The organism is [Actinomadura] parvosata subsp. kistnae, assembly GCF_900323885.1.
Lineage (GTDB): Bacteria > Actinomycetota > Actinomycetes > Streptosporangiales > Streptosporangiaceae > Nonomuraea > Nonomuraea composti.
On the sequence record NZ_OOHJ01000018.1, the window covers coordinates 1,047,549 to 1,065,789 of the forward strand.

Below are 18,241 nucleotides of genomic sequence, written 5' to 3' on the forward strand. Positions count from 1 at the left end.
CTCACGCCTCACCCCTCCAGACCTCGCCACCCGGATACGTGTGAGCGCTCACGCCTCACCCCTCCAGACCTCGCCACCCGGATACGTGTGGGCGGCGATCGACTCCGCGTGCATCTCCGCGCTGAACCCCGGCCTCGAGGGCGCCACGTACCGGCCGTCGCGGATCACCACCGGGTCCACGAAGTGCTCGTGCAGGTGGTCGACGTACTCGATCACGCGGCCCTCCATCGACCCCGTGACCGCCACGTAGTCGAACATCGACAGGTGCTGCACCAGCTCGCACAGCCCCACCCCGCCCGCGTGCGGGCACACCGGCACGCCGAACTTGGCCGCCAGCAGCAGGATCGCCAGGTTCTCGTTGACGCCGCCGACGCGGGCGGAGTCGATCTGCACGTACGAGACGGCCTCGGCCTGAAGGAGCTGCTTGAACACGATGCGGTTCTGGACGTGCTCGCCCGTCGCCACCGGCACCGGCGCGATGCCCCTGGCGATGGCCGCGTGCCCGAGCACGTCGTCGGGGCTCGTCGGCTCCTCCACCCAGTGCGGCCTGAACTCGCTCAGCGCGCCCACCCACTCGATGGCCGAGCCGACGTCCCAGCGCTGGTTCGCGTCGATCGCGATCGGGAAGTCGGGCCCGCACACCTCGCGCGCCACCCTGAACCGCCGCCGGTCGTCCTCCAGATCCGCGCCGACCTTCAGCTTGATCTGCCCGAACCCCTGCTCCAGCGCCTCCTTGCAGAGCCGCCGCAGCTTCTCGTCGTCGTAGCCGAGCCAGCCCGGAGACGTCGTGTACGCCGGATAGCCCTCCCGGACCAGCCGCTCGATCCGCTCCCCCTTGCCGGCCTCGTTCCGCCTCAGGATCTCAAGGGCCTCGTCCTTGGTCAGCGCGTCGCTCAGGTACCGGAAGTCGATCAGCTCGACGATCTCCTCCGGCGTCATCTCCGCCAGCAGCCGCCACAACGGCAGGCCCGCCCGCTTCGCCTTGAGGTCCCACAGGGCGTTGACCACGGCGGAGATCGCCATGTGCATGACGCCCTTCTCCGGGCCCAGCCAGCGCAGCTGCGAGTCGCCCACCATCTCGTGGTACAGGGCGCCGAGGTCCTCGACGTCCCTGCCCACCACGTACGGCTCCAGGGCGCTGATGGCCGTGGTCTGGATGTCGTTGCCGCGGCCGATCGTGAACGCGAAGCCGTGCCCCTCGTACCCGTCGTCCGTCTTGAGCACCACGTACGCGGCGGAGTAGTCGGGGTCGGGGTTCATCGCGTCGGAGCCGTCCAGCTCGCGTGAGGTCGGGAACCGCACGTCGTGCGTCTCCATCCCCACGATCCGGTACGCCCCGCCCTGGTGATCCCCGCCGGCCGTGGAGGCGTCCATCGCCGCCGTCATGCCTGCCCCACCGTCTGCCGCTGCCGCCCCAGCCCCTCGATCTCCAGCTCCATCACGTCACCGGCGCGCAGGTACGGCTGCCCCGGCATGCCCATGGCGACACCCGCCGGCGTCCCGGTGTTGATCACGTCGCCGGGCTCCAGCACCATGAACTGGCTCAGGTACCGCACCACCTCGGCCACGTCGAAGATCATGTTCTTGGTGTCGCCGTCCTGCCGCAGCTCCCCGTTCACCCAGAGCCGCATCGGCAACGCCTGCGGATCACCTACCTCGTCGGCCGTCACCAGCCACGGGCCCAGCGGGTTGAACGTCTCGCACGACTTCCCCTTGTCCCACTGTCCGCCCCGCTCCAGCTGGAACTCCCGCTCGGAGACATCGTTGGAGATGGCGTACCCGGCGATCACGCCGAGCGCCTCCTCCCGGCTGCCGAGGTAACGGGCCTCCCGTCCGATGACCACGGCCAGCTCCACCTCCCAGTCGGTCTTCACGCTGCCGCGCGGCACGAGCACCTCGTCGTACGGGCCGACCATCGTGTTGCCGGCCTTCATGAACACGACGGGCTCGGCCGGCACCGCGGCACCGGACTCGGCGGCGTGATCGCTGTAGTTCAGGCCGATGCAGACGATCTTCCCGGGCCGCGCGATCGGCGCCCCGACCCGCAGCCCCTCGGCCTCGACGACCGGCAGATCACCGCGCTCCAGCGCCGCACGCACCCGCGCCACTCCCCCGGAGGCGAGGAAAGCCCCGTCGATCTCCGGCTCTCCGATGTCGCGCAGGTTACCGGCATCGTCCATGACCACCGGCCGCTCCTGGCCGGCGGGTCCCACTCGCAGCAGCTTCACACCGCATCCTTCTTATCTATACATCGGATGTCTCGTTTCAAGATGCTCGTGCTGCCGCGTGCCATGTGTCAAGGCCATCTCCCCGCATACCTCCGATCCCTGACCACGACAAACCCCCACAAACTCCCCCGCGGCCTCGTGAACCCACTTAACCACCCCGACCACCCCTTTTCACGCGACCGAAACCCCGTCCCCCCATACATCCGACCACAAACCCTCCCGCCCCACCGTTCCCTTGAGCCCCACCACCCCGCCTCCCAAGGCTGGGTCGGAGAGCTGAGGCCCGTACGAAACCGGAGGCACACACATGGCCCCCCGGCCGGTGGGAGTTCGGCGACCGCGGGCGCCCGCTCCCGGCTGCCGGCCATCGTCCTGGACGGCTCGACAGCCACCACGCCCGCCCACTGCCCGGCGAACCACCCAGCGCGCAGGCACTGCCAGGACCTCTGGGACGCCCTGAGGGGCGCAGCCATGACGGGGGGACGGCGGCGGCACGGCAGCGGCAGCGGCGGCGGCACGGCAGCGATCGCTGCAAGCAGTGTGGCTGGACGCGATGGCCGGCCAGCCCGACGACCCCAGGCAGTTCGCAGCTCGCAGTTCGCAGCTCGCAGCTCGCAGCCCGAGCCCGCCAGCCCGGTATGAAGGGATCGCGATCCGCGTATGAAAGGATCGCGACCCGTGATCGACGACTTCGCGAAGGACATCCTGCACGAGAGACTGCGGCGGGACCGTAAGACGCTGCTCTGGAAACTCGACGGCCTGTCCGAATACGACGCCCGCCGACCTCTGACCGCCACCGGCACCAACCTCCTCGGCCTGGTCAAACACCTGGCCACCGTCGAGGCCAGGTACTTCGGCGAGGTCTTCGACCGCCCTTTCCCGGAGCCGCTGCCCCGGTGGCAGGACTCCGACGGCAGCCATCTGTGGGCGACCGAGGACGAGACCCGCGACCAGATCATCGAGTTCTACCGGCGCACCTGGGAACACTCGGACGCGACGATCAACGAGCTGCCCCTCGACGCCCCCGGCCACGTGCCGTGGTGGCCGGAGTCGACGCCGGCCTGGCACACGAACCTGTTCGCCATTATGGTCCACGTCCTCGGCGAGTCCACCCGGCATGCCGGACACGCCGACATCCTGCGCGAGGGCCTCGACGGCCGGACCGGGTTGCGCGCCGAACACGAAGAGCAGATCGACGAGGAAGCCCTCGCGGCCCACCGCGCGAAGATCGAGCAGGCCGCCAGGGCGGCGACCAAGGCTTGACCACCATCGCACCACCGTGACCGCGCCTTCGGCGGAGGCCACGCACGTCGAAAACCGTCTGGCCGGTCAGCGGCCCGGCCCCCACGGCTGCTGCCCGGCCTCAGCGGCCGCACGTCGCGGCGACGTATGCATCGCCACAGCTCGTCCTCATCCGGACGGTGCCGTAGCCGTAGCGGGCGCCTCTAGCCCAGCCTTCCTGCCCGACCTTGACCGTCCTGGCCATCATCGCGCTCAGCGGGGCCCGACTCCAGAACCGGTTGAGGTCTCCAGGCATGGAGACCAGGCCACCGCCGACCCCGCACGCATAGGTGGGCAGCCGGTCGGCCAGACCTACCCCGCCGTCCTGCGGTTCTTCCAGCCGCTCGCGCCCAGGTATTCAGGCAGGCCGCTAGCCCGCTGCCACAGTGTCCGGACGGTGATCTTCCTGGCCGTCGATCCTGGCGCCGCCGGTGCCGCGCAGCACCCCGGGCAGGTAACGCTCCACCGGCGCGCCCAGGTCGACCCTATTCTGAGAGGCCAGCCGCAACACGGTGGCGGCGATGATCGGCTAGCTCCCGCCGGCGATCCCGAACCGGCCTCTGGGCCCGATCATCGGCTGCCCACTCCCCGGCTGCGCGGTACCGGAACGCCGGGTCACGCTCGCCCCACCCGGACCGCGCACCTGGCTCAACGCGCCCGCCATACCGTCCGCGGTGGTGAGCACGTCAGGGCGGGACTGCGGCGAGGAAGTCGCGGTGCCAGCGTAGGCGTGAGCCACGGCGACCGAGTAAGCCCCGGCAACCTTGACCACCGAGCAACCCTGGCAACCCGACAACCTTGGCCACCGAGCGACCCTGGGGCCCGGACGACCCGGGGCAAACCTGACGCACCGGGGCGACCCCGGCTACCCGGCGGCGCGATCGAGGCGATGTACGCAACCTGCGCAACCGACACGACGTGCACGACCGACACGACGTGCACGACCCGGACATGCGCAACCCCGGCATGCGCGACCCCGGCATGCGCAACCCCGGCATGCGCAACCCCGGCATGCACGACCCCGGCATGCGCGACCCCGGCATGCGCGACCCCGGCATGCGCGACGGAGGCGCATTGGGAGCCTTGGCGACCTGGGTGACCTCGGCGGCCGAGGTGAGCGGGATAAGTGCAGGCCAGAGGCGATTCAGGGCAGAACTCATCAGGAACGATCGATGCCCGTCCTTGACGACCGTACAGCGCCGTAATAGAACACGTTTCAGATAAGCCTAACCAAGCGCTTGATCAAGAGGTGACCCGCGTGCACATCGACCTTGTCGACAGGGACATTTACGCGAACGCCGGCCCACCCCACGACCAGCTCGCCTGGCTACGCGCGCACTCCCCCATCCACTGGCACGAGGGCGACCCCGGGTTCTGGGCCGTGACGCGCTACGAGGACGTCGTGCACGTGTCACGGCACTCCGACCTCTTCTCCTCCCACCGTAAGCTCGCCCTCTTCGAAGACCTCCCCGAGGACCAGATCGCCCTCCAGCGCCTCATGATGCTCAACCAGGACCCGCCCGAGCACACGAGGCGCCGCTCGCTGGTCAACCGCGGCTTCACCCCCCGCACGATCGGCGCACTCGAACAGCACATCCGCGACATCTGCGACGACCTCCTCGACAAGCTGACCGGCGAGATCGACTTCGTCACCGAAGTCGCCGCACCCCTGCCCCTCTACGTGATCTGCGAGCTGCTCGGCGCCCCGGCGACCGACCGCGACAAGCTGTTCAACTGGTCGAACCGCATGATCGGCTCCCAGGACCCCGACTACGCCGCCAGCCCCGAAGAGGGCTCTGGCGCCGCCATGGAGGTCTACGCCTACGCCAACCAGCTCGCCGCCCAGCGCAAGGCCAACCCCAAGAACGACATCGTCACCAAGCTCCTCCAGCCGGACGAACACGGCGAAACCCTCAGCGAGGACGAGTTCGACCTCTTCGTCCTCCTCCTGGTGGTGGCCGGCAACGAGACCACCCGCAACGGGGCCTCCGGCGGCATGCTCGCGCTCTTCGAGCACCCCGACCAGTGGGCCCGGCTCGTCGCCGACCCGACCCTCGCGAAGACGGCCGCGGACGAGATCGTCCGCTGGGTCTCCCCCGTCAACCTCTTCAGACGCACCTCGACCACCGACCAGGTGCTGGGCGGGCAAGAGATCAAGGAGAACGACAAGGTCGTGGTCTTCTACTCCTCCGCCAACCGCGACTCCTCCGTCTTCCCCAACGCCGACACCTTCGACATCGGCCGCGACCCCAACCCCCACATCGGCTTCGGCGGGGGCGGGGCGCACTTCTGCCTTGGCAACCACCTCGCCAAGCTCGAACTCCGCGTCCTCTTCGAGCAACTGGCCCGCCGCCACCCCCGCCTCCGCCAGACGGGCGAGGCCCGGCGCTTGCGCTCCAATTTCATCAACGGCATCAAGGAACTGCCCGTGACCATCGGCTGATCATCTGTCTGGCGCTCTGTAGAGGAGCACGAATGCGGGACTACCTGTCCCGAAGGACTGTGGGTGATCGTCATCATCGGTGGCGGAACCATGAACTTTCGGGGCGGCACGGCGAGGCAGGTCGAGGGCGCAGGTCGAGGAGGCGAGTCAGCGTGACGGATGGGTGACTCGCGCCGAGAGCCCACGTTGAAGGCGTGGGCTGACGGCGCGAGGCGAGGGCCTGGACCGGCGACATGGAACGAAGGTGTGGGTCGGGGGCGCGAGACGAGGGGACGGGACGAGGGCGCGAGTCTAGGGCGAGAGGCGAGGACGAGGACACGGCGCGAGGACACGGCGCGACGGCACCGGGCGAGGGTACGGCGCGCCGGCACCGGGCGAGGGCACGGCGCAACGGCACGGCGCGACAGCACGGCGCGACAGCACGGCGCGACAGCACGGCGCGACAGCAGCGGGCGAGGGTGCGGCGCGACGGCACCGGGCGGGGGAGGGTAAGCGGTAGCGGCGGCTGCGGCGGGCGGCGCGGATACGGCTCAGGATGCGGATCGTGCGTTGCGGGCCCGGCTCCCAACCGGATTCGATCAAGGCGTTCGCCACGTGTTGCAGGAGGTCGGCGATCTGGCCGGGGATGACGTCTCGGCGGACGGCGATCACGCGCCACCCACGCTGGCGCAGCTCCTCACGGCGGTCCGCGTCGTGCTGCTGGTCGGCGGGTGACGTGTGGTGCTCCTGGCCGTCGTACTCCACGGCGACCTTGAACTCCTCCCAGCCCAGGTCCAGGTAGGCGAACCGGTCATCGCCCAGGTCCACCCTGATCTGAGTGGTGGGTCTGGGGAGGCCCCCATCGGTCAGGATGACTCTGAGCCAGCTCTCCCGCGGAGAGGCCGCGCCGCGGTCGGCGAGACTGAGAGTTTCCCGGAGGCTCCAGGTGTTGAGCGGACGGTGCCACAACGCCTCCAGGTCCACGCCCCGGCGGGCGAACTGGTCGAGGGCTGCCACGGCCTCCATCCGCGGCAGCCAGCGGGCGCAGTCGAGGGCCGTGCGGTCCATGGTGGTGAGACGGACGCCCTGGTGCTCGGTGATGTCCTCTTCGGGGAGAGATGCCGGATAGGTGACGCAGCCCGGGATCGCGAGGTGACTCGGGGCGATCAGCTCCACCGGCCACTCCTCCTCCGGTGTGGAGAGCGTTTTGACGCCCCAGATGTGGGCCGCCGTCTGACGGCAGGCGACGGCCTCCGGCGCTGCCCGGGTCGCCCTGCGGGCGCGCTTCAGGAGGGAGAGCGATGGTGAGCGGGTGTCGGTAGCGGAGTGCGGGTCGAAGGTCGAGCGGGCGTTGGTCGCTGGGCGCCCGTCAGAGGCCGAGCGCCCGTCAGAGGCCGAGTACGGGTTGGAGGTCGAGCGCGTGTTGGAGGCCGAGTGAGTGATCGGGGTCAAGGCTGGGATCAAGGCCGAGGTCGAGCTCGAAGGTGCCGATGTTGCGGCTGGTGACGCCGGCGAGGCGGCAGGCGCGCCCGACGACGAAGGATGGGACGGCGAGTCCGGCGACGGCTGTGACGGCGAGGGCGGCCGAGGCTGGGACTGCGCGGATGAACGCGGGCGCGCCGGAGGCGTCGGCGGCGCGGCGGCGGACGTGCCCGACGGCGAAGGCTGGGATGACCGGGACGGCGAAGGCTGGGGCTGCGCGAACGGGCGCGAGGATGCCTGAGGCGGCGGCGCGGGCGCCGGAAGCGGAGACGGCGGCGAGGCGGCAGACGTGCCCCGCAGCGACGGCCGGGACGGCGAGGGCGGCGAAGGCGGCGAAGGCGAGGTCGGCGGAGGCTGGGACTGCGCGAATGGACGCGAGGATGCCTGAGGCGGCGGCGCGGGCGCCGGAAGCACAGGCGGCGGCGAGGCAGCGGACGCGCCCGCCAGCGACGGCGAAGGCTGCGAGGGCTGCGAGGGCTGCGAGGGCTGCGAGGGCTGCGAGGGCTGCGAGGGCTGCGAGGGCTGCGAGGGCTGCGAGGGCTGCGACGGCCCGAACGAACACGAGCGTGCCGACGGCGACGGCGACGGTGCCGGAAGCGGTGGCGTCAGCGGAGAGGTGACAGGCGTGCCCGGCAGCGACGGCCGGGACAGCGAGGGCGGCGAAGGCGTCGACAGCGAGGGCGGCGAAGGCGTCGACAGCGAGGGCAGCGGAGGCGGCGACAGCGAGGGCGGCGGAGGCTGGGGCTGCGCGGACGAACGCGAGCGCGCCGGAAGCGGAGGCGGGGGCGCCACTGGCGAGGTGATCGGCGTGCCCCGCGGCAGAGCCTGGGGTGACGGCGGTGTCGGAGGCGAGGGCCGGGGTGTCGGAGGCGAGGGCCGGGGTGTCGGAGGCGAGGGCGAGGGTGTTGGTGAGGTCATGGTGGGAGGGTGCCTCAGCCAGGCCCAGCGGGCGGGCGCCGAACGCGGTTCTGTGGATGAGGGAGCTTGTCCACAGACGAATGAGATGGCGCCCGCATGGTTCGGCTCCGGTTTTGCGCTCCGCGCTGAGCCGGCTGCTCCGAAGGCGTGCCCTCCCTTAGGGATGCTCCGAAGGCGACGCCTCCAAAGGGATGCACCGAAGGCGTGCAGTCCTTAGAGATGCTCCGAAGGGCGTGCCCTCCTTGGAGGCGTTCCCTCCCTTGGAGATGCTCCGAGGGCGTCCCCTCCGAAGGGATGCTCCGAAGAGCGTGTCATTCCCGAGGGGAGGGAGTGACGAGAATCACAGGGCGGTGAGCGCTGCCCGGCGAGGTCAGGGCCAGGAGCTGTCGTCGTGGGGGTCGCCGCCGTCCGTGAGGAGCCGCAGGTCGGCCTCCACCATCATGGCCACCAGTTCGTCGAACGACACCCGGGGCTCCCAGCCGAGCTGCGCCCGCGCCTTCTTCGGGTCGGCGCACAGCAGGTCGACCTCGGCGGGGCGGTGGAGGGTCTGGTCGGTGACGACGTACTGCTCCCAGTCCAGGCCGGCGGCGTCGAAGGCGGCCTGGACCAGTTCCCTGACCGACTTCATGCGGCCGGTGCCGATGACGTAGTCCTCGGGCTTGTCGGCCTGCAGCATCAGGTGCATGGCCTGGACGTAGTCGCCGGCGTAGCCCCAGTCGCGGCGGGCCTCCAGGTTGCCGAGTCGCAGCTCGGTGGCCAGGCCGAGCTTGATGCGGGCCACCCCGAGCGAGACCTTCCTGGTGACGAACTCGGCGCCGCGCCGCGGCGACTCGTGGTTGAACAGGATGCCGGACACGGCGAACATGCCGTACGACTCGCGGTAGTTCTGGGTGAGGAAGTGCCCGTACGCCTTGGCGACCCCGTACGGGGAGCGCGGGTGGAAGGCGGTGCGCTCGTTCTGGGGGGTTTCGGTGACCTGGCCGAACATCTCGGAGGAGGAAGCCTGATAAAAGCGGATTTGTCCCCCACCGCCCCCAGCAGAGCCCCCAGCGCCCCCAGCGCCCCCACCGCCGCCGGCAGAGGCCCCAGCGCCGCCGCGCGACACGCCCGAGCACACCCGGATCGCCTCCAGCATGCGCAGCACGCCCATCCCGGTCACCTCGGCGGTGAGCTCGGCCTGCTCCCACGACATGGGCACGAACGAGATCGCTCCGAGGTTGTACACCTCGTCCGGCTGCACCCGTTCGACGGCGGAGATCAGCGAACCCTGGTCGAGGAGATCACCGCGCACCACGCGGACGTCGGCGAGGAGCTTGCGCATGCGCGACACGCGCGGGTTCGCCTGTCCCCGGGCCAGCCCCCAGACCTCGTACCCCTGCTGGAGCAGGTGCTCCGCCAGGTAGGAACCGTCCTGGCCGGTGATGCCGGTGATCAGAGCGCGCCTGGCCAAGGGGTCCTCCAACTATCGCCTGCCCTGTCCCTTTGAGACGGGAATGTACAGCTAAGCACCTCACAAGGACATCAGGCGACATAGAACACGTTCCACCGAACCACGCTCGGTTACAGCAATGTCGCAGTTCGCACGCCCTGCAACGGTCATTGTGAACAATTCCAGCCGACCTACCGAATGGTAGCCTTCTCGGACTAAGGTCATCTTTCACGGTACACGCCCGGATCCGGGCCCTACCGGCGGAGAAAGGGGTGTCCGTGCGGGAGCGAACGCTGCGGATCGCGCTTCTGTCCTACCGCAGCAAGCCCACCTGTGGCGGTCAGGGGGTCTACCTCCGCCATCTGAGCCGGGAGCTGGTCGCCCTGGGGCACCACGTGGAGGTGTTCTCCGGCCAGCCGTATCCCGAGCTGGACGAGGGCGTCATCCTCCGGAAGGTGCCCAGCCTCGACCTCTACCGCGACGAAGACCCGTTCAGAACGCCCAAGCTGCACGAATACCGCGACTGGATCGACTGGCTGGAAGTCGGCACCATGTGGACGGCCGGCTTCCCCGAGCCGCTGACGTTCACGCTGCGCGCCTACCGCGAGCTGAAGAAGCGCGTCGGCGACTTCGACGTCGTGCAGGACAACCAGACCCTCGGGTACGGCCTGCTCGGCATCCAGAAGCTGTTCCCCGTGGTCGGTACCATCCACCACCCGATCAGCGTCGACCGGCGCATCGAGCTGGAGGCCGCCGAGGGCGCCAAGAAGCTGACCATGCGCCGCTGGTACGGCTTCGTGAAGATGCAGTCGCGCGTGGCGCCCCGGCTGAGCCCGATCCTGACCGTCAGCGAGTCGTCGCTGGCCGACATCCACCGCGACTTCAACGTCCCCCAGGCGAACATGCGCCTGATCCCGCTCGGCGTCGACACCCGTTACTTCCACCCGCGCCCGGACAAGCCGAAGCGCAGGGGCTCGATCGTGGCGGTGGCCAGCGCCGACTCCCCCATGAAGGGCGTCGCGACGCTGCTGCGCGCGGTGGCGAAGCTGGCCACCGAGCGCGACGTGAACCTCACCGTCGTCAGCAAGCCCACCCCGGGCGGCCCCACCGAGCAGCTCGTGCAGGAGCTGTCGCTGCAGGACCGGGTGCGGTTCGTGCACGGCATCTCCGACGACGAGCTGGGCGAGCTGATCGCCACCTCGGAGATCTCGGTCGTGCCGTCCCTGTACGAGGGCTTCTCGCTGCCCGCCGTCGAGCACATGGCGTGCGGCACGCCGCTGGTCGCCAGCCGTACGGGCGCGCTGCCCGAGGTGGTCGGCGACGCGGCCGTCCAGGTGCCGCCGGGCGACCCGGAGGAGCTGGCCGCGGTGCTGCGCCGCCTGCACGACTCGCCCGAGGAGCGCGAGCGGGTGGGCAAGGCCGGATACGACCGGGTCATGGAGCGCTACACCTGGCACGTCGTGGCCAAGCGGACCGTCGAGGCGTACCACGAGGCCATCGAGAACCACAAGAGGAGAGTCTGACCAGTGCTGACGGTGGACTTCGCCCGGCTGCCGGTGGGCCCGGGCGTGCGCGTGCTCGACCTGGGCTGCGGCGGCGGCAGGCACGCCTTCGAGGCGCTGCGCCGGGGGGCCGACGTGGTCGCGTTCGACATGGACCAGTCGGAGCTGGACACCGTGGCGAACATGTTCACGGCCATGGACAAGGCGGGCGAGGTGCCCGACGGCGCCACCGGCGAGACGGTCCAGGGCACCGCGCTGGACATGCCGTTCGAGGACGGCAGCTTCGACCGCGTCATCGCGGCGGAGGTGCTGGAGCACATCCCCGACGACATGGCGGCCATGCGTGAGATCTTCCGCGTGCTGAAGCCGGGCGGCACGGCGGCCGTGACCGTGCCGGCCTTCCTGCCCGAGCGCATCTGCTGGGCGCTGGACGAGGACTACCACACCGCTCCCGGCGGCCACGTCCGCATCTACACGCTGGCGGAGCTGTCGGCCAAGCTGAAGTCCACCGGCTTCGAGATCGGGCCGCACCACCACGCTCACGGCCTGCACGCGCCCTACTGGTGGATCAAGTGCGCGGTCGGCGTCAACAACGACGACCACCCGCTCGCCAAGGCGTACCACGAGCTGCTGGTCTGGGACATCATAAAGCGGCCCGCCGCCACCAGGATCGCCGAGGCCGTGCTCAACCCGATCATCGGCAAGAGCGTGGTCCTGTACGTCAAGAAGCCATGATCTCCCGCGAGGAGGTCGTCCGCACGGCCGAGAGCATCGCCGCGATCCAGCAGGACGACGGCGGCGTGCCCTGGCCGGAGGGCCACGTGGACGCGTGGAACCACGTCGAGTGCCTGATGGCGATGTCCGTGGCGGGTCTCGACGAGCCGGTGCGCCGCGGCTACGCCTGGCTGGCCCGCCACCAGCGCCCCGACGGCTCCTGGCCGAGCAAGATCGTCGACGGCGTGCCGTCGGAGTCGAACGGCGAGACGAACCACGCCGCCTACCTCGCCGTCGGCGTCTGGCACCACCACCTCGTCACCGGCGACCGGCGCTTCACCGAGGAGAGCTGGCCGATGGTCAAGGCCGCGCTCGACTACGTGGCGGGGCTGCAGACCGAGCGCGGCGAGATCGTCTGGGAGCGCGACGCGCACGGCACGGCCTCCACGTACGCGCTGCTGACCGGCTGCTCCTCCATCCACCAGGGGCTGCGCTGCGGCGTGCTGCTGGCCGAGCACCTGGGCGACCCGCAGCCCCACTGGGAGCTGGCCGCCGACCGGCTGGCGCACGTGCTCGCGGCCCACCCCGAGGCGTTCGCCGACAAGAGCCGCTACTCCATGGACTGGTACTACCCGGTGCTGGGCGGCGCGGTGCGCGGGCGGCAGGCGTTCGAGCTGCTGGAACGCGAGTGGGCCACGTTCGTGGTGCCGGGGCTGGGCATCCGGTGCGTCTCCGACCAGCCGTGGGTGACGGGGGCCGAGACGTGCGAGCTGGTGCTGGCGCTCGACGCGCTCGGCGACGGTGAGCGGGCCCGTACGCTCTTCGCCGACATGCAGCACCTGCGGCACGACGACGGCTCGTACTGGACGGGCTGGCAGTTCGCCAACCGCAAGCACTTCCCGCACGAGCGCTCCGGCTACACCGCCGCCGCGGTCGTCCTGGCGGCCGACGCGCTGCTCGGGCTCTCGCCGGGGGCCGGGCTGTTCCGCGACATCGTCGGGACGGCCGTGTTCGACCCGGAGGTGTGCGGCTGCGCCGCCGTACGGACGGAAGGGCTCTAAAAGCAGCGGAAGGGCTCTGAGGCGCCCGCACAACCGCTTTTGCGGGTTCTTTGCCCGCGACGTCCGGTGCGCCGCCGATGCGCCGCTCAGCGGGCTTACTAGCTTCTGAGTGACGTACGAGGCGTCTTCGGGGGAAGCGTGGGCGACACGGGCACACCAGCGTTCTTGGACCAGGCCGGGACCGAGCCGACACTCTCGGAGATCAAGGGGCTGCGGCGGCTGCTCGCCAAGGACCCGGAGGAGTCGGACCTGAGCCGGCGCAGGTTCCGGCACCGGAGCGGCACCGCACCGACGGTCTTCACGGCCTCCGAGCGTTCGTACGTGTTCGGCTACAACGCGGTGATGTCACGAGAAGCCGAGAAGATCGAGGAGCTGCGGGAGGACCAGCGCCCCTTCGCCTACGAGGGGGCCGCGGCGGCCTGCACGGTCCTCGACCTGCTCACCCTGACCCGGGGCCGGCGCCTTCACGAGCTACTGGCCGGCCCCGCTCAGCATCACCGCCACGCCGCCTACCTGGGCGCCGGCCGCGGCTACGCGTTGCTGCGGCTGCGCCCGGCGCAGGGCGCGCGCCGGGCGCATCCGCTGCTGCGGTGGCTGGCCGTGGACGGGTTCGGCTTCCAGTGGAGCCTGGCCAGGGCCGACCGCATGGTGGGCGAGCGGACGATGCCGGACCTGCTGACGCGGGCGCACTGCGCGGTGTTCGACCAGGGGCTGGGGCGGCTGCTGTGGTACCACGAGGGCGGCGCGCCCGACGACGTCTCGGCCCGGATCGGGGCCTATCCGATCCCGCGGCGGGCCGACCTGTGGAGCGGGGTGGGGTTCGCGGCGGCGTACACGGGCGGGGCGGAGTCCGAGGAGTTGTGGTGGCTGACCGAGCGCGCCGGGGCGGACGGGTTCCGCGCGTACCTGGCGCAGGGGTGCGCGTTCGCGGTGGCGGCGCGGCTGCGTTCGGGAGCGCCGCCGGAGCACGTGGCGCGGGCGGCGGCGATCCTGGCGGGGACGGATCCCGAGGAGGCGGCGTCGTGGACGGACCGGGCGCTGATCGCGCTCGGCCACGAGGCGCACACGCATGAGGACTTCCGGAGCTGGCAGTCGCAGATCCGCCGCTCCTGGACGCGCCGCCACCACTACTGAGCGCCCAGCCTGACGGGCGGCGGCAGCGGCTCCCGCACGGGGTCGGCGCGGAACGACTGGATCATCAGGGCGGCGAAGCGCCGCGACGCCGCCACCCGGGTCTCGGGTGAGGAGGCGCGGATGCCCTCGTTCGCCATGAGCGCCACGACGACGTCCTCCAGGACGAGGTCGGGCCGCAGCCCGCCGGCCTCCTTGGCGTCGCGCAGGAGCCGCGCGAACATGCGCATCGTCCGGTCGCGGTCGGCGGCGAGGTAGGGCAGCCGCGTGGTGAACGTGCGCGACAGCCCCCGGTCGAGGGCGTGGGCCTCCATCAGCTTCTCGATCACCAGGCGGAACCCGCGCCACGGGTCGGGGTCGGCCAGCCCCTCCTCGACGATCGCGGAGCACAGGGCCAGCGGCTCGGCGAAGGCGGCTTCCAGCAGCGCCTCCTTGGCCGGGAAGTGCCGGTAGACGGTGGCCGGGCCGACCTGCGCCCGCCGGGCGATCTCCCTGATCGGCACGTCGAGGCCCTCGGCGGCGAACGCGGCGCGGGCGACCGCGAGGATGCGCGCCCGGTTGTCCCGCGCGTCCGAGCGCAGCCTTTCCCTCACTTCGGCGGTCACCTCTCTCACTTTAGGCAAACGGACGGGGTGTTCCGTTACCGTCCGGCCCATGAGAGCAGTTCAGTTTTCCGAGTACGGCCCGCCGTCCGTGGTGCACGTGGCCGAGTCCGACGAGCCGCACGCCGGGCCGGGCACGATCCGCATCGCCGTGCGGGCGTCGGGGTTGTCGACGGGCGAGACGCGCCTGCGCTCCGGCGCCATGCGGGACGTGCTGCCGCTGTCGTTCCCGCACCGGACCGGGTTCGACGCGGCGGGCGTGGTGGACGAGGTCGGCGACGGCGTGACCGGCACCCGGGTCGGCGACGAGGTGTTCGGCATGACGGCGACGGCCACCCGCGGCGCGAACGCCGACCACGCGGTCCTGGTGGCGTGGGCGCCGAAGCCGGCCGCGTGGAGCTGGGAGGAGGCGGGCGGCGCGGCGGGCAGCGTGGAGACGGCCGTGCGGGTGCTCGACCGGCTCGCGGTCGGTGCCGGGCAGGTGGTGCTGGTGCAGGGCGCGGCGGGCGCGGTCGGGACGGTGGCCGTGCAGCTCGCGGCGGCTCGCGGCGCCACCGTCATCGGCACGGCCCGCGAGAGCAACCATGAGTTCCTGCGCTCGCTCGGCGCCGAGCCGACGGCGTACGGGCCGGGCCTGCCCGAGCGGGTGCGGGCCCTGGCTCCCGGCGGGGTGGACGCGGTGTTCGACTGCGCGGGCGGCTCGCTGCCCGATCTGATCGCGATCGCCGGCGGCCCGTCCCGGGTGGTGACGATCGCGCCCGACCCTGACGCGGCGGCCCTCGGCGTGCACATGTCGCACGGCGTGCCGGGCGGGGACGCGGCCGTCGGCTCGGCGGCCGACCCACTGGCGGTGCACGGCCTGGCCATCGCGGCCGATCTCGCGGCGCGGGGGCGGCTGCGGGTGCCGGTCGCGGCGGCGTTCCCGCTCACCGGGGCCGCGGCCGCGCACGAGCTGAGCGAGCGCCGCCACGCGCCGGGCAGGATCGTCCTGGTGAACTGATCAGATGCCGGGACGGACGCGCTCCAGGACGCGCAGCGAGCCGGTGACCGCCACCTCGTCGAACGCGCCGGAGTCGAGCGCCCGCCGGTAGACCCGGTACGGCGCCTGACCGCCGTCGGCCGGGTCGGGGAAGACGTCGTGGAAGACCAGCGCCCCGCCGCCCAGCACGTGGGGGGCCCAGCCCTCGTAGTCGCGGGTCACCGGCTCCTCGGAGTGGCCGCCGTCGATGAACAGCATGCCCAGCGGCGTGTTCCAGAGCGCGGCGACCCGCTCCGACCTGCCGACGATCGCGATCACCTCCTCCTCCAGCCCGGCGGCGGCGATCGTGGCGCGGAAGGTCGGCAGGGAGTCCATCTTCCCGAACCGGGGGTCCATCAGCGTGGGGTCGTGGTGGGCCCAGCCGGGCTGGATCTCCTCGGAGCCGCGGTGGTGGTCCACCGTGACGACGACGGACCCGCTCTGCCGGGCGGCCGCGCCGAGGTAGATGGCCGACTTGCCGCAGTAGGTGCCGATCTCGCAGATGGGGCCGAGCTTGCCGTAGCGGCAGGCGGCCTCGAACAAGGCGAGGCCCTCGTCCGGCGGCATGAATCCCTTGGCGAGCTTCGCCGCGTAAAGCAGCTCTGACGGCATCGTCATAGCCCTGAACCCTAGCCGAACCGAACAACATTCCAACCGGCTCTTGCCGGGCCGATCTGGAACCTGTTCTACTTGGCAGCGTGAATCAGCGCGCTCGCATCGCCATGTCGGACGACGAGGTCACCGCCTTCCTGGAGGGCTCGCGCAAGCTGCAGCTCGCCACCATCAACCCGGACGGCACCCCCCACCTCGTGACCATGTTCTACGGCCTGGACGAGGGCCGCATCGCCTTCTGGACCTACGCCAAGGCGCAGAAGGCCCGCAACCTGGCCCGCGACCCCCGCGTGAGCTGCCTCGTGGAGGCCGGCGAGGACTACGCCGAGCTGCGCGGCGTCCTGCTGTACGGCACGGCCGCCCGGGTGGACGACCGCGACCGGGTCCTGTCCATCGGCCTGGCGATCGCGCGCCGGATGACTCCTGGCGTAGCCGACGAGCTGCTGCTCCCGTACGTGGAGAAAACCGGCGCCAAGCGGGTTGCGTACGTCGTCGAGCGCACGAAAGTGGTCTCATGGGACCACAGGAGGCTCACATGAAGGTCAAGGTGGACGAGCTGGTCTGCGAGGCCAACGCCGTGTGCATGGGGCTCGCGCCGGAAGTGTTCGAGGTGGACGACGACGACCAGCTCCACATCCTGCTGCCCGAACCACCCCCCGAGTTGCGGGACCGCGTCCGCCACGCGGTCAGGTCCTGCCCGAAAGCCGCTCTGTCCCTCGAGGAATAGCCCGCAGGCAACACGAGGAGGAACCCCCATGCGCGCCGCGATCCTGCACGCCGTAGGCAACGACAAGCTCGACATCCGCGACGACGTGACCCTGGCCCCGGTGGGGCCGGCGGACGTACGCGTCCGGATCAGGGCGACGGGCGTCTGCCACTCCGACCTGTCGGCCATGACCGGCGTGCTGCCCCAGCCCGTGCCGCTCATCCTCGGCCACGAGGGCGCGGGTGAGGTGGTCGAGGTGGGCGAGCACGTCACGTCGGTCAAGCCGGGCGACCACGTCGTCATCAGCTGGCGCCCGGCGTGCCAGGAGTGCGAGCTGTGCGTGGGCGGCCAGCCGTTCCTGTGCATGAAGTACGTCGTCGAGTCCTTCACCAAGGGCAACTTCCGCCTCGGCGACGGCTCCACGGTGTTCGGGATGGCCGGGTGCGGCACCTGGGCCGAGGAGATCGTCGTGCCGTGGCAGGGCGCGATCAAGATCGACGACGACGTGTCGTGGGAGGCGGCGGCGCTGATCGGCTGCGGCATCACGACCGGCGTCGGCGCGGTGCTCAACACCGCGAAGGTACGGCCCGGCTCGACGGTCGCGGTGGTCGGCTGCGGCGGCGTCGGCCTGTCCGTCATCCAGGGGGCGCGGGTCTCCGGGGCCCGCACGATCCTCGCGGTGGACCCGCTGGAGTCCAAGCACGAGCTGGCCAGGAAGGTCGGGGCCACGCACGCGGTCACCCCCGAGCAGGTGCCGGGCGCGCTGGCCGAGCTCACCGGCGGCGCCGGCTTCGACTACGCCTTCGAGGTGGTCGGCAAGTCGGCCACCATCCAGGCCACGTGGCAGCTCGCCCGGCAGGGCGGCGACGTGATCGTCGTCGGCGCGGGCGCGATGGACGACACGGTCTCCATCTCCGCCTTCAGCCTGCTGTTCGAGGGCAAGAACCTGCTGTCCAGCCTGTACGGCGAGGCCGACGTCCGGCACGACTTCCCGTACTTCGCCAAGCTCCACAAGTCCGGCCTGCTGGACCTGGAGTCGATGATCAGCGCCCGCATCCGCCTGACCGACCTGAACGACGCGGTCGCGGCGCTCAAGGGCGGCGAGGTGCTGCGCCAGATCGTCCTGATGGACTGA

19 protein-coding genes are annotated in these 18,241 nt (G+C 71.1%); 12 read left to right on the forward strand and 7 right to left on the reverse strand.

What is annotated here, in order from left to right:
* Nucleotides 1-48: 48 nt before the first annotated feature.
* Entirely contained in the window at nt 49-1,386 is a 1,338-nt protein-coding gene (locus tag KIS93_RS24865) for an L-fuconate dehydratase (protein WP_186404419.1), read from the reverse strand.
* A complete protein-coding gene (locus tag KIS93_RS24870; protein WP_080045399.1) occupies nt 1,383-2,228 on the reverse strand; it encodes a fumarylacetoacetate hydrolase family protein in 846 nt (281 codons plus the stop codon). Before KIS93_RS24870 ends, KIS93_RS24865 begins: the two co-directional genes overlap by 4 nt.
* A gap of 678 nt (nt 2,229-2,906) precedes the next feature.
* On the opposite strand from KIS93_RS24870, the gene KIS93_RS24875 reads away from it, so the two are divergent.
* Nucleotides 2,907-3,491, forward strand: a complete 585-nt coding sequence (locus tag KIS93_RS24875; RefSeq protein WP_080045398.1) for a DinB family protein — start codon at nt 2,907-2,909, stop codon at nt 3,489-3,491.
* Between the two features lie 388 nt (nt 3,492-3,879).
* On the opposite strand, the gene KIS93_RS24880 is transcribed toward KIS93_RS24875, so the two are convergent.
* A complete protein-coding gene (locus tag KIS93_RS24880; protein ID WP_186404420.1) occupies nt 3,880-4,017 on the reverse strand; it encodes a hypothetical protein in 138 nt (45 codons plus the stop codon).
* A 410-nt stretch (nt 4,018-4,427) separates the two neighbouring features.
* On the opposite strand from KIS93_RS24880, the gene KIS93_RS24885 reads away from it, so the two are divergent.
* A complete protein-coding gene (locus KIS93_RS24885; RefSeq protein WP_186404421.1) occupies nt 4,428-4,733 on the forward strand; it encodes a hypothetical protein in 306 nt (101 codons plus the stop codon).
* Nucleotides 4,734-4,767: 34 nt separating this feature from the next.
* Nucleotides 4,768-5,952 carry a cytochrome P450 gene (locus KIS93_RS24890; RefSeq protein WP_080047521.1) on the forward strand — a complete coding sequence of 395 codons (1,185 nt, stop codon included), beginning with the start codon at nt 4,768-4,770 and terminating at the stop codon, nt 5,950-5,952.
* 291 nt (nt 5,953-6,243) lie between these two features.
* Here KIS93_RS24890 and KIS93_RS24895 read toward each other — a convergent pair whose 3' ends face one another.
* Nucleotides 6,244-7,107 carry a DUF559 domain-containing protein gene (locus KIS93_RS24895; protein WP_080045397.1) on the reverse strand — a complete coding sequence of 288 codons (864 nt, stop codon included), beginning with the start codon at nt 7,105-7,107 and terminating at the stop codon, nt 6,244-6,246.
* A 262-nt stretch (nt 7,108-7,369) separates the two neighbouring features.
* Here KIS93_RS24895 and KIS93_RS24900 point away from each other — a divergent pair, with 262 nt between their 5' ends.
* On the forward strand, nt 7,370-7,654 hold the full coding sequence (locus tag KIS93_RS24900) for a hypothetical protein (RefSeq protein ID WP_155129141.1): 285 nt from the start codon (nt 7,370-7,372) through the stop codon (nt 7,652-7,654).
* A gap of 1,047 nt (nt 7,655-8,701) precedes the next feature.
* Here the strand turns inward: KIS93_RS24900 and KIS93_RS24905 are convergent.
* Nucleotides 8,702-9,781, reverse strand: coding sequence for a GDP-mannose 4,6-dehydratase (locus tag KIS93_RS24905; protein ID WP_080045395.1), 1,080 nt, complete (start codon nt 9,779-9,781; stop codon nt 8,702-8,704).
* Nucleotides 9,782-10,032: 251 nt separating this feature from the next.
* Here KIS93_RS24905 and KIS93_RS24910 point away from each other — a divergent pair, with 251 nt between their 5' ends.
* The 4 genes from KIS93_RS24910 (at nt 10,033) to KIS93_RS24925 (ending at nt 14,171) form a co-directional block, all read left to right on the forward strand.
* Nucleotides 10,033-11,283, forward strand: a complete 1,251-nt coding sequence (locus KIS93_RS24910) for a glycosyltransferase family 4 protein (RefSeq protein ID WP_080045394.1) — start codon at nt 10,033-10,035, stop codon at nt 11,281-11,283.
* Nucleotides 11,284-11,286: 3 nt separating this feature from the next.
* A complete protein-coding gene (locus KIS93_RS24915; protein ID WP_186404422.1) occupies nt 11,287-11,997 on the forward strand; it encodes a class I SAM-dependent methyltransferase in 711 nt (236 codons plus the stop codon).
* Nucleotides 11,994-13,037: a glycoside hydrolase family 15 protein gene (locus KIS93_RS24920; RefSeq protein ID WP_080045393.1), complete on the forward strand. Its 1,044-nt coding sequence runs from the start codon at nt 11,994-11,996 to the stop codon at nt 13,035-13,037. Before KIS93_RS24915 ends, KIS93_RS24920 begins: the two co-directional genes overlap by 4 nt.
* 165 nt (nt 13,038-13,202) lie before the next feature.
* Nucleotides 13,203-14,171 (forward strand): DUF1702 family protein, encoded by a 969-nt coding sequence (locus KIS93_RS24925; protein WP_186404423.1) that lies wholly within the window; start codon nt 13,203-13,205, stop codon nt 14,169-14,171.
* Here KIS93_RS24925 and KIS93_RS24930 read toward each other — a convergent pair.
* On the reverse strand, nt 14,165-14,773 hold the full coding sequence (locus KIS93_RS24930; RefSeq protein WP_230465812.1) for a TetR/AcrR family transcriptional regulator: 609 nt from the start codon (nt 14,771-14,773) through the stop codon (nt 14,165-14,167). The genes KIS93_RS24925 and KIS93_RS24930 overlap by 7 nt on opposite strands.
* Nucleotides 14,774-14,822: 49 nt before the next feature.
* Here KIS93_RS24930 and KIS93_RS24935 point away from each other — a divergent pair, with 49 nt between their 5' ends.
* The gene (locus KIS93_RS24935) at nt 14,823-15,770 is read left to right on the forward strand and encodes an NADP-dependent oxidoreductase (RefSeq protein WP_080045390.1); all 948 of its coding nucleotides are present in this window, start codon (nt 14,823-14,825) and stop codon (nt 15,768-15,770) included.
* Here KIS93_RS24935 and KIS93_RS24940 read toward each other — a convergent pair whose 3' ends face one another.
* Nucleotides 15,771-16,400 (reverse strand): class I SAM-dependent methyltransferase, encoded by a 630-nt coding sequence (locus KIS93_RS24940; protein WP_080047519.1) that lies wholly within the window; start codon nt 16,398-16,400, stop codon nt 15,771-15,773.
* A gap of 86 nt (nt 16,401-16,486) precedes the next feature.
* On the opposite strand from KIS93_RS24940, the gene KIS93_RS24945 reads away from it, so the two are divergent.
* The 3 genes from KIS93_RS24945 to KIS93_RS24955 are packed head-to-tail and all read left to right on the forward strand — an operon-like array spanning nt 16,487 to nt 18,241.
* Nucleotides 16,487-16,939 (forward strand): pyridoxamine 5'-phosphate oxidase family protein, encoded by a 453-nt coding sequence (locus tag KIS93_RS24945; protein WP_080045389.1) that lies wholly within the window; start codon nt 16,487-16,489, stop codon nt 16,937-16,939.
* Nucleotides 16,936-17,127 carry a ferredoxin gene (locus tag KIS93_RS24950; RefSeq protein ID WP_080045388.1) on the forward strand — a complete coding sequence of 64 codons (192 nt, stop codon included), beginning with the start codon at nt 16,936-16,938 and terminating at the stop codon, nt 17,125-17,127. Before KIS93_RS24945 ends, KIS93_RS24950 begins: the two co-directional genes overlap by 4 nt.
* Before the next feature lie 28 nt (nt 17,128-17,155).
* Entirely contained in the window at nt 17,156-18,241 is a 1,086-nt protein-coding gene (locus tag KIS93_RS24955) for a Zn-dependent alcohol dehydrogenase (protein ID WP_080045387.1), read from the forward strand.

What these genes read in the sequence shown, in the direction of transcription:
- KIS93_RS24955 (WP_080045387.1), top strand. Translation starts at nt 17,156, where the DNA reads ATGCGCGCCGCGATCCTGCACGCCGTAGGCAACGACAAGCTCGACATC.
- KIS93_RS24935 (WP_080045390.1), top strand. Translation starts at nt 14,823, where the DNA reads ATGAGAGCAGTTCAGTTTTCCGAGTACGGCCCGCCGTCCGTGGTGCAC.
- KIS93_RS24950 (WP_080045388.1), top strand. Translation starts at nt 16,936, where the DNA reads ATGAAGGTCAAGGTGGACGAGCTGGTCTGCGAGGCCAACGCCGTGTGC.
- KIS93_RS24920 (WP_080045393.1), top strand. Translation starts at nt 11,994, where the DNA reads ATGATCTCCCGCGAGGAGGTCGTCCGCACGGCCGAGAGCATCGCCGCG.
- KIS93_RS24940 (WP_080047519.1), bottom strand. Translation starts at nt 16,400, where the DNA reads ATGCCGTCAGAGCTGCTTTACGCGGCGAAGCTCGCCAAGGGATTCATG.
- KIS93_RS24865 (WP_186404419.1), bottom strand. Translation starts at nt 1,386, where the DNA reads ATGACGGCGGCGATGGACGCCTCCACGGCCGGCGGGGATCACCAGGGC.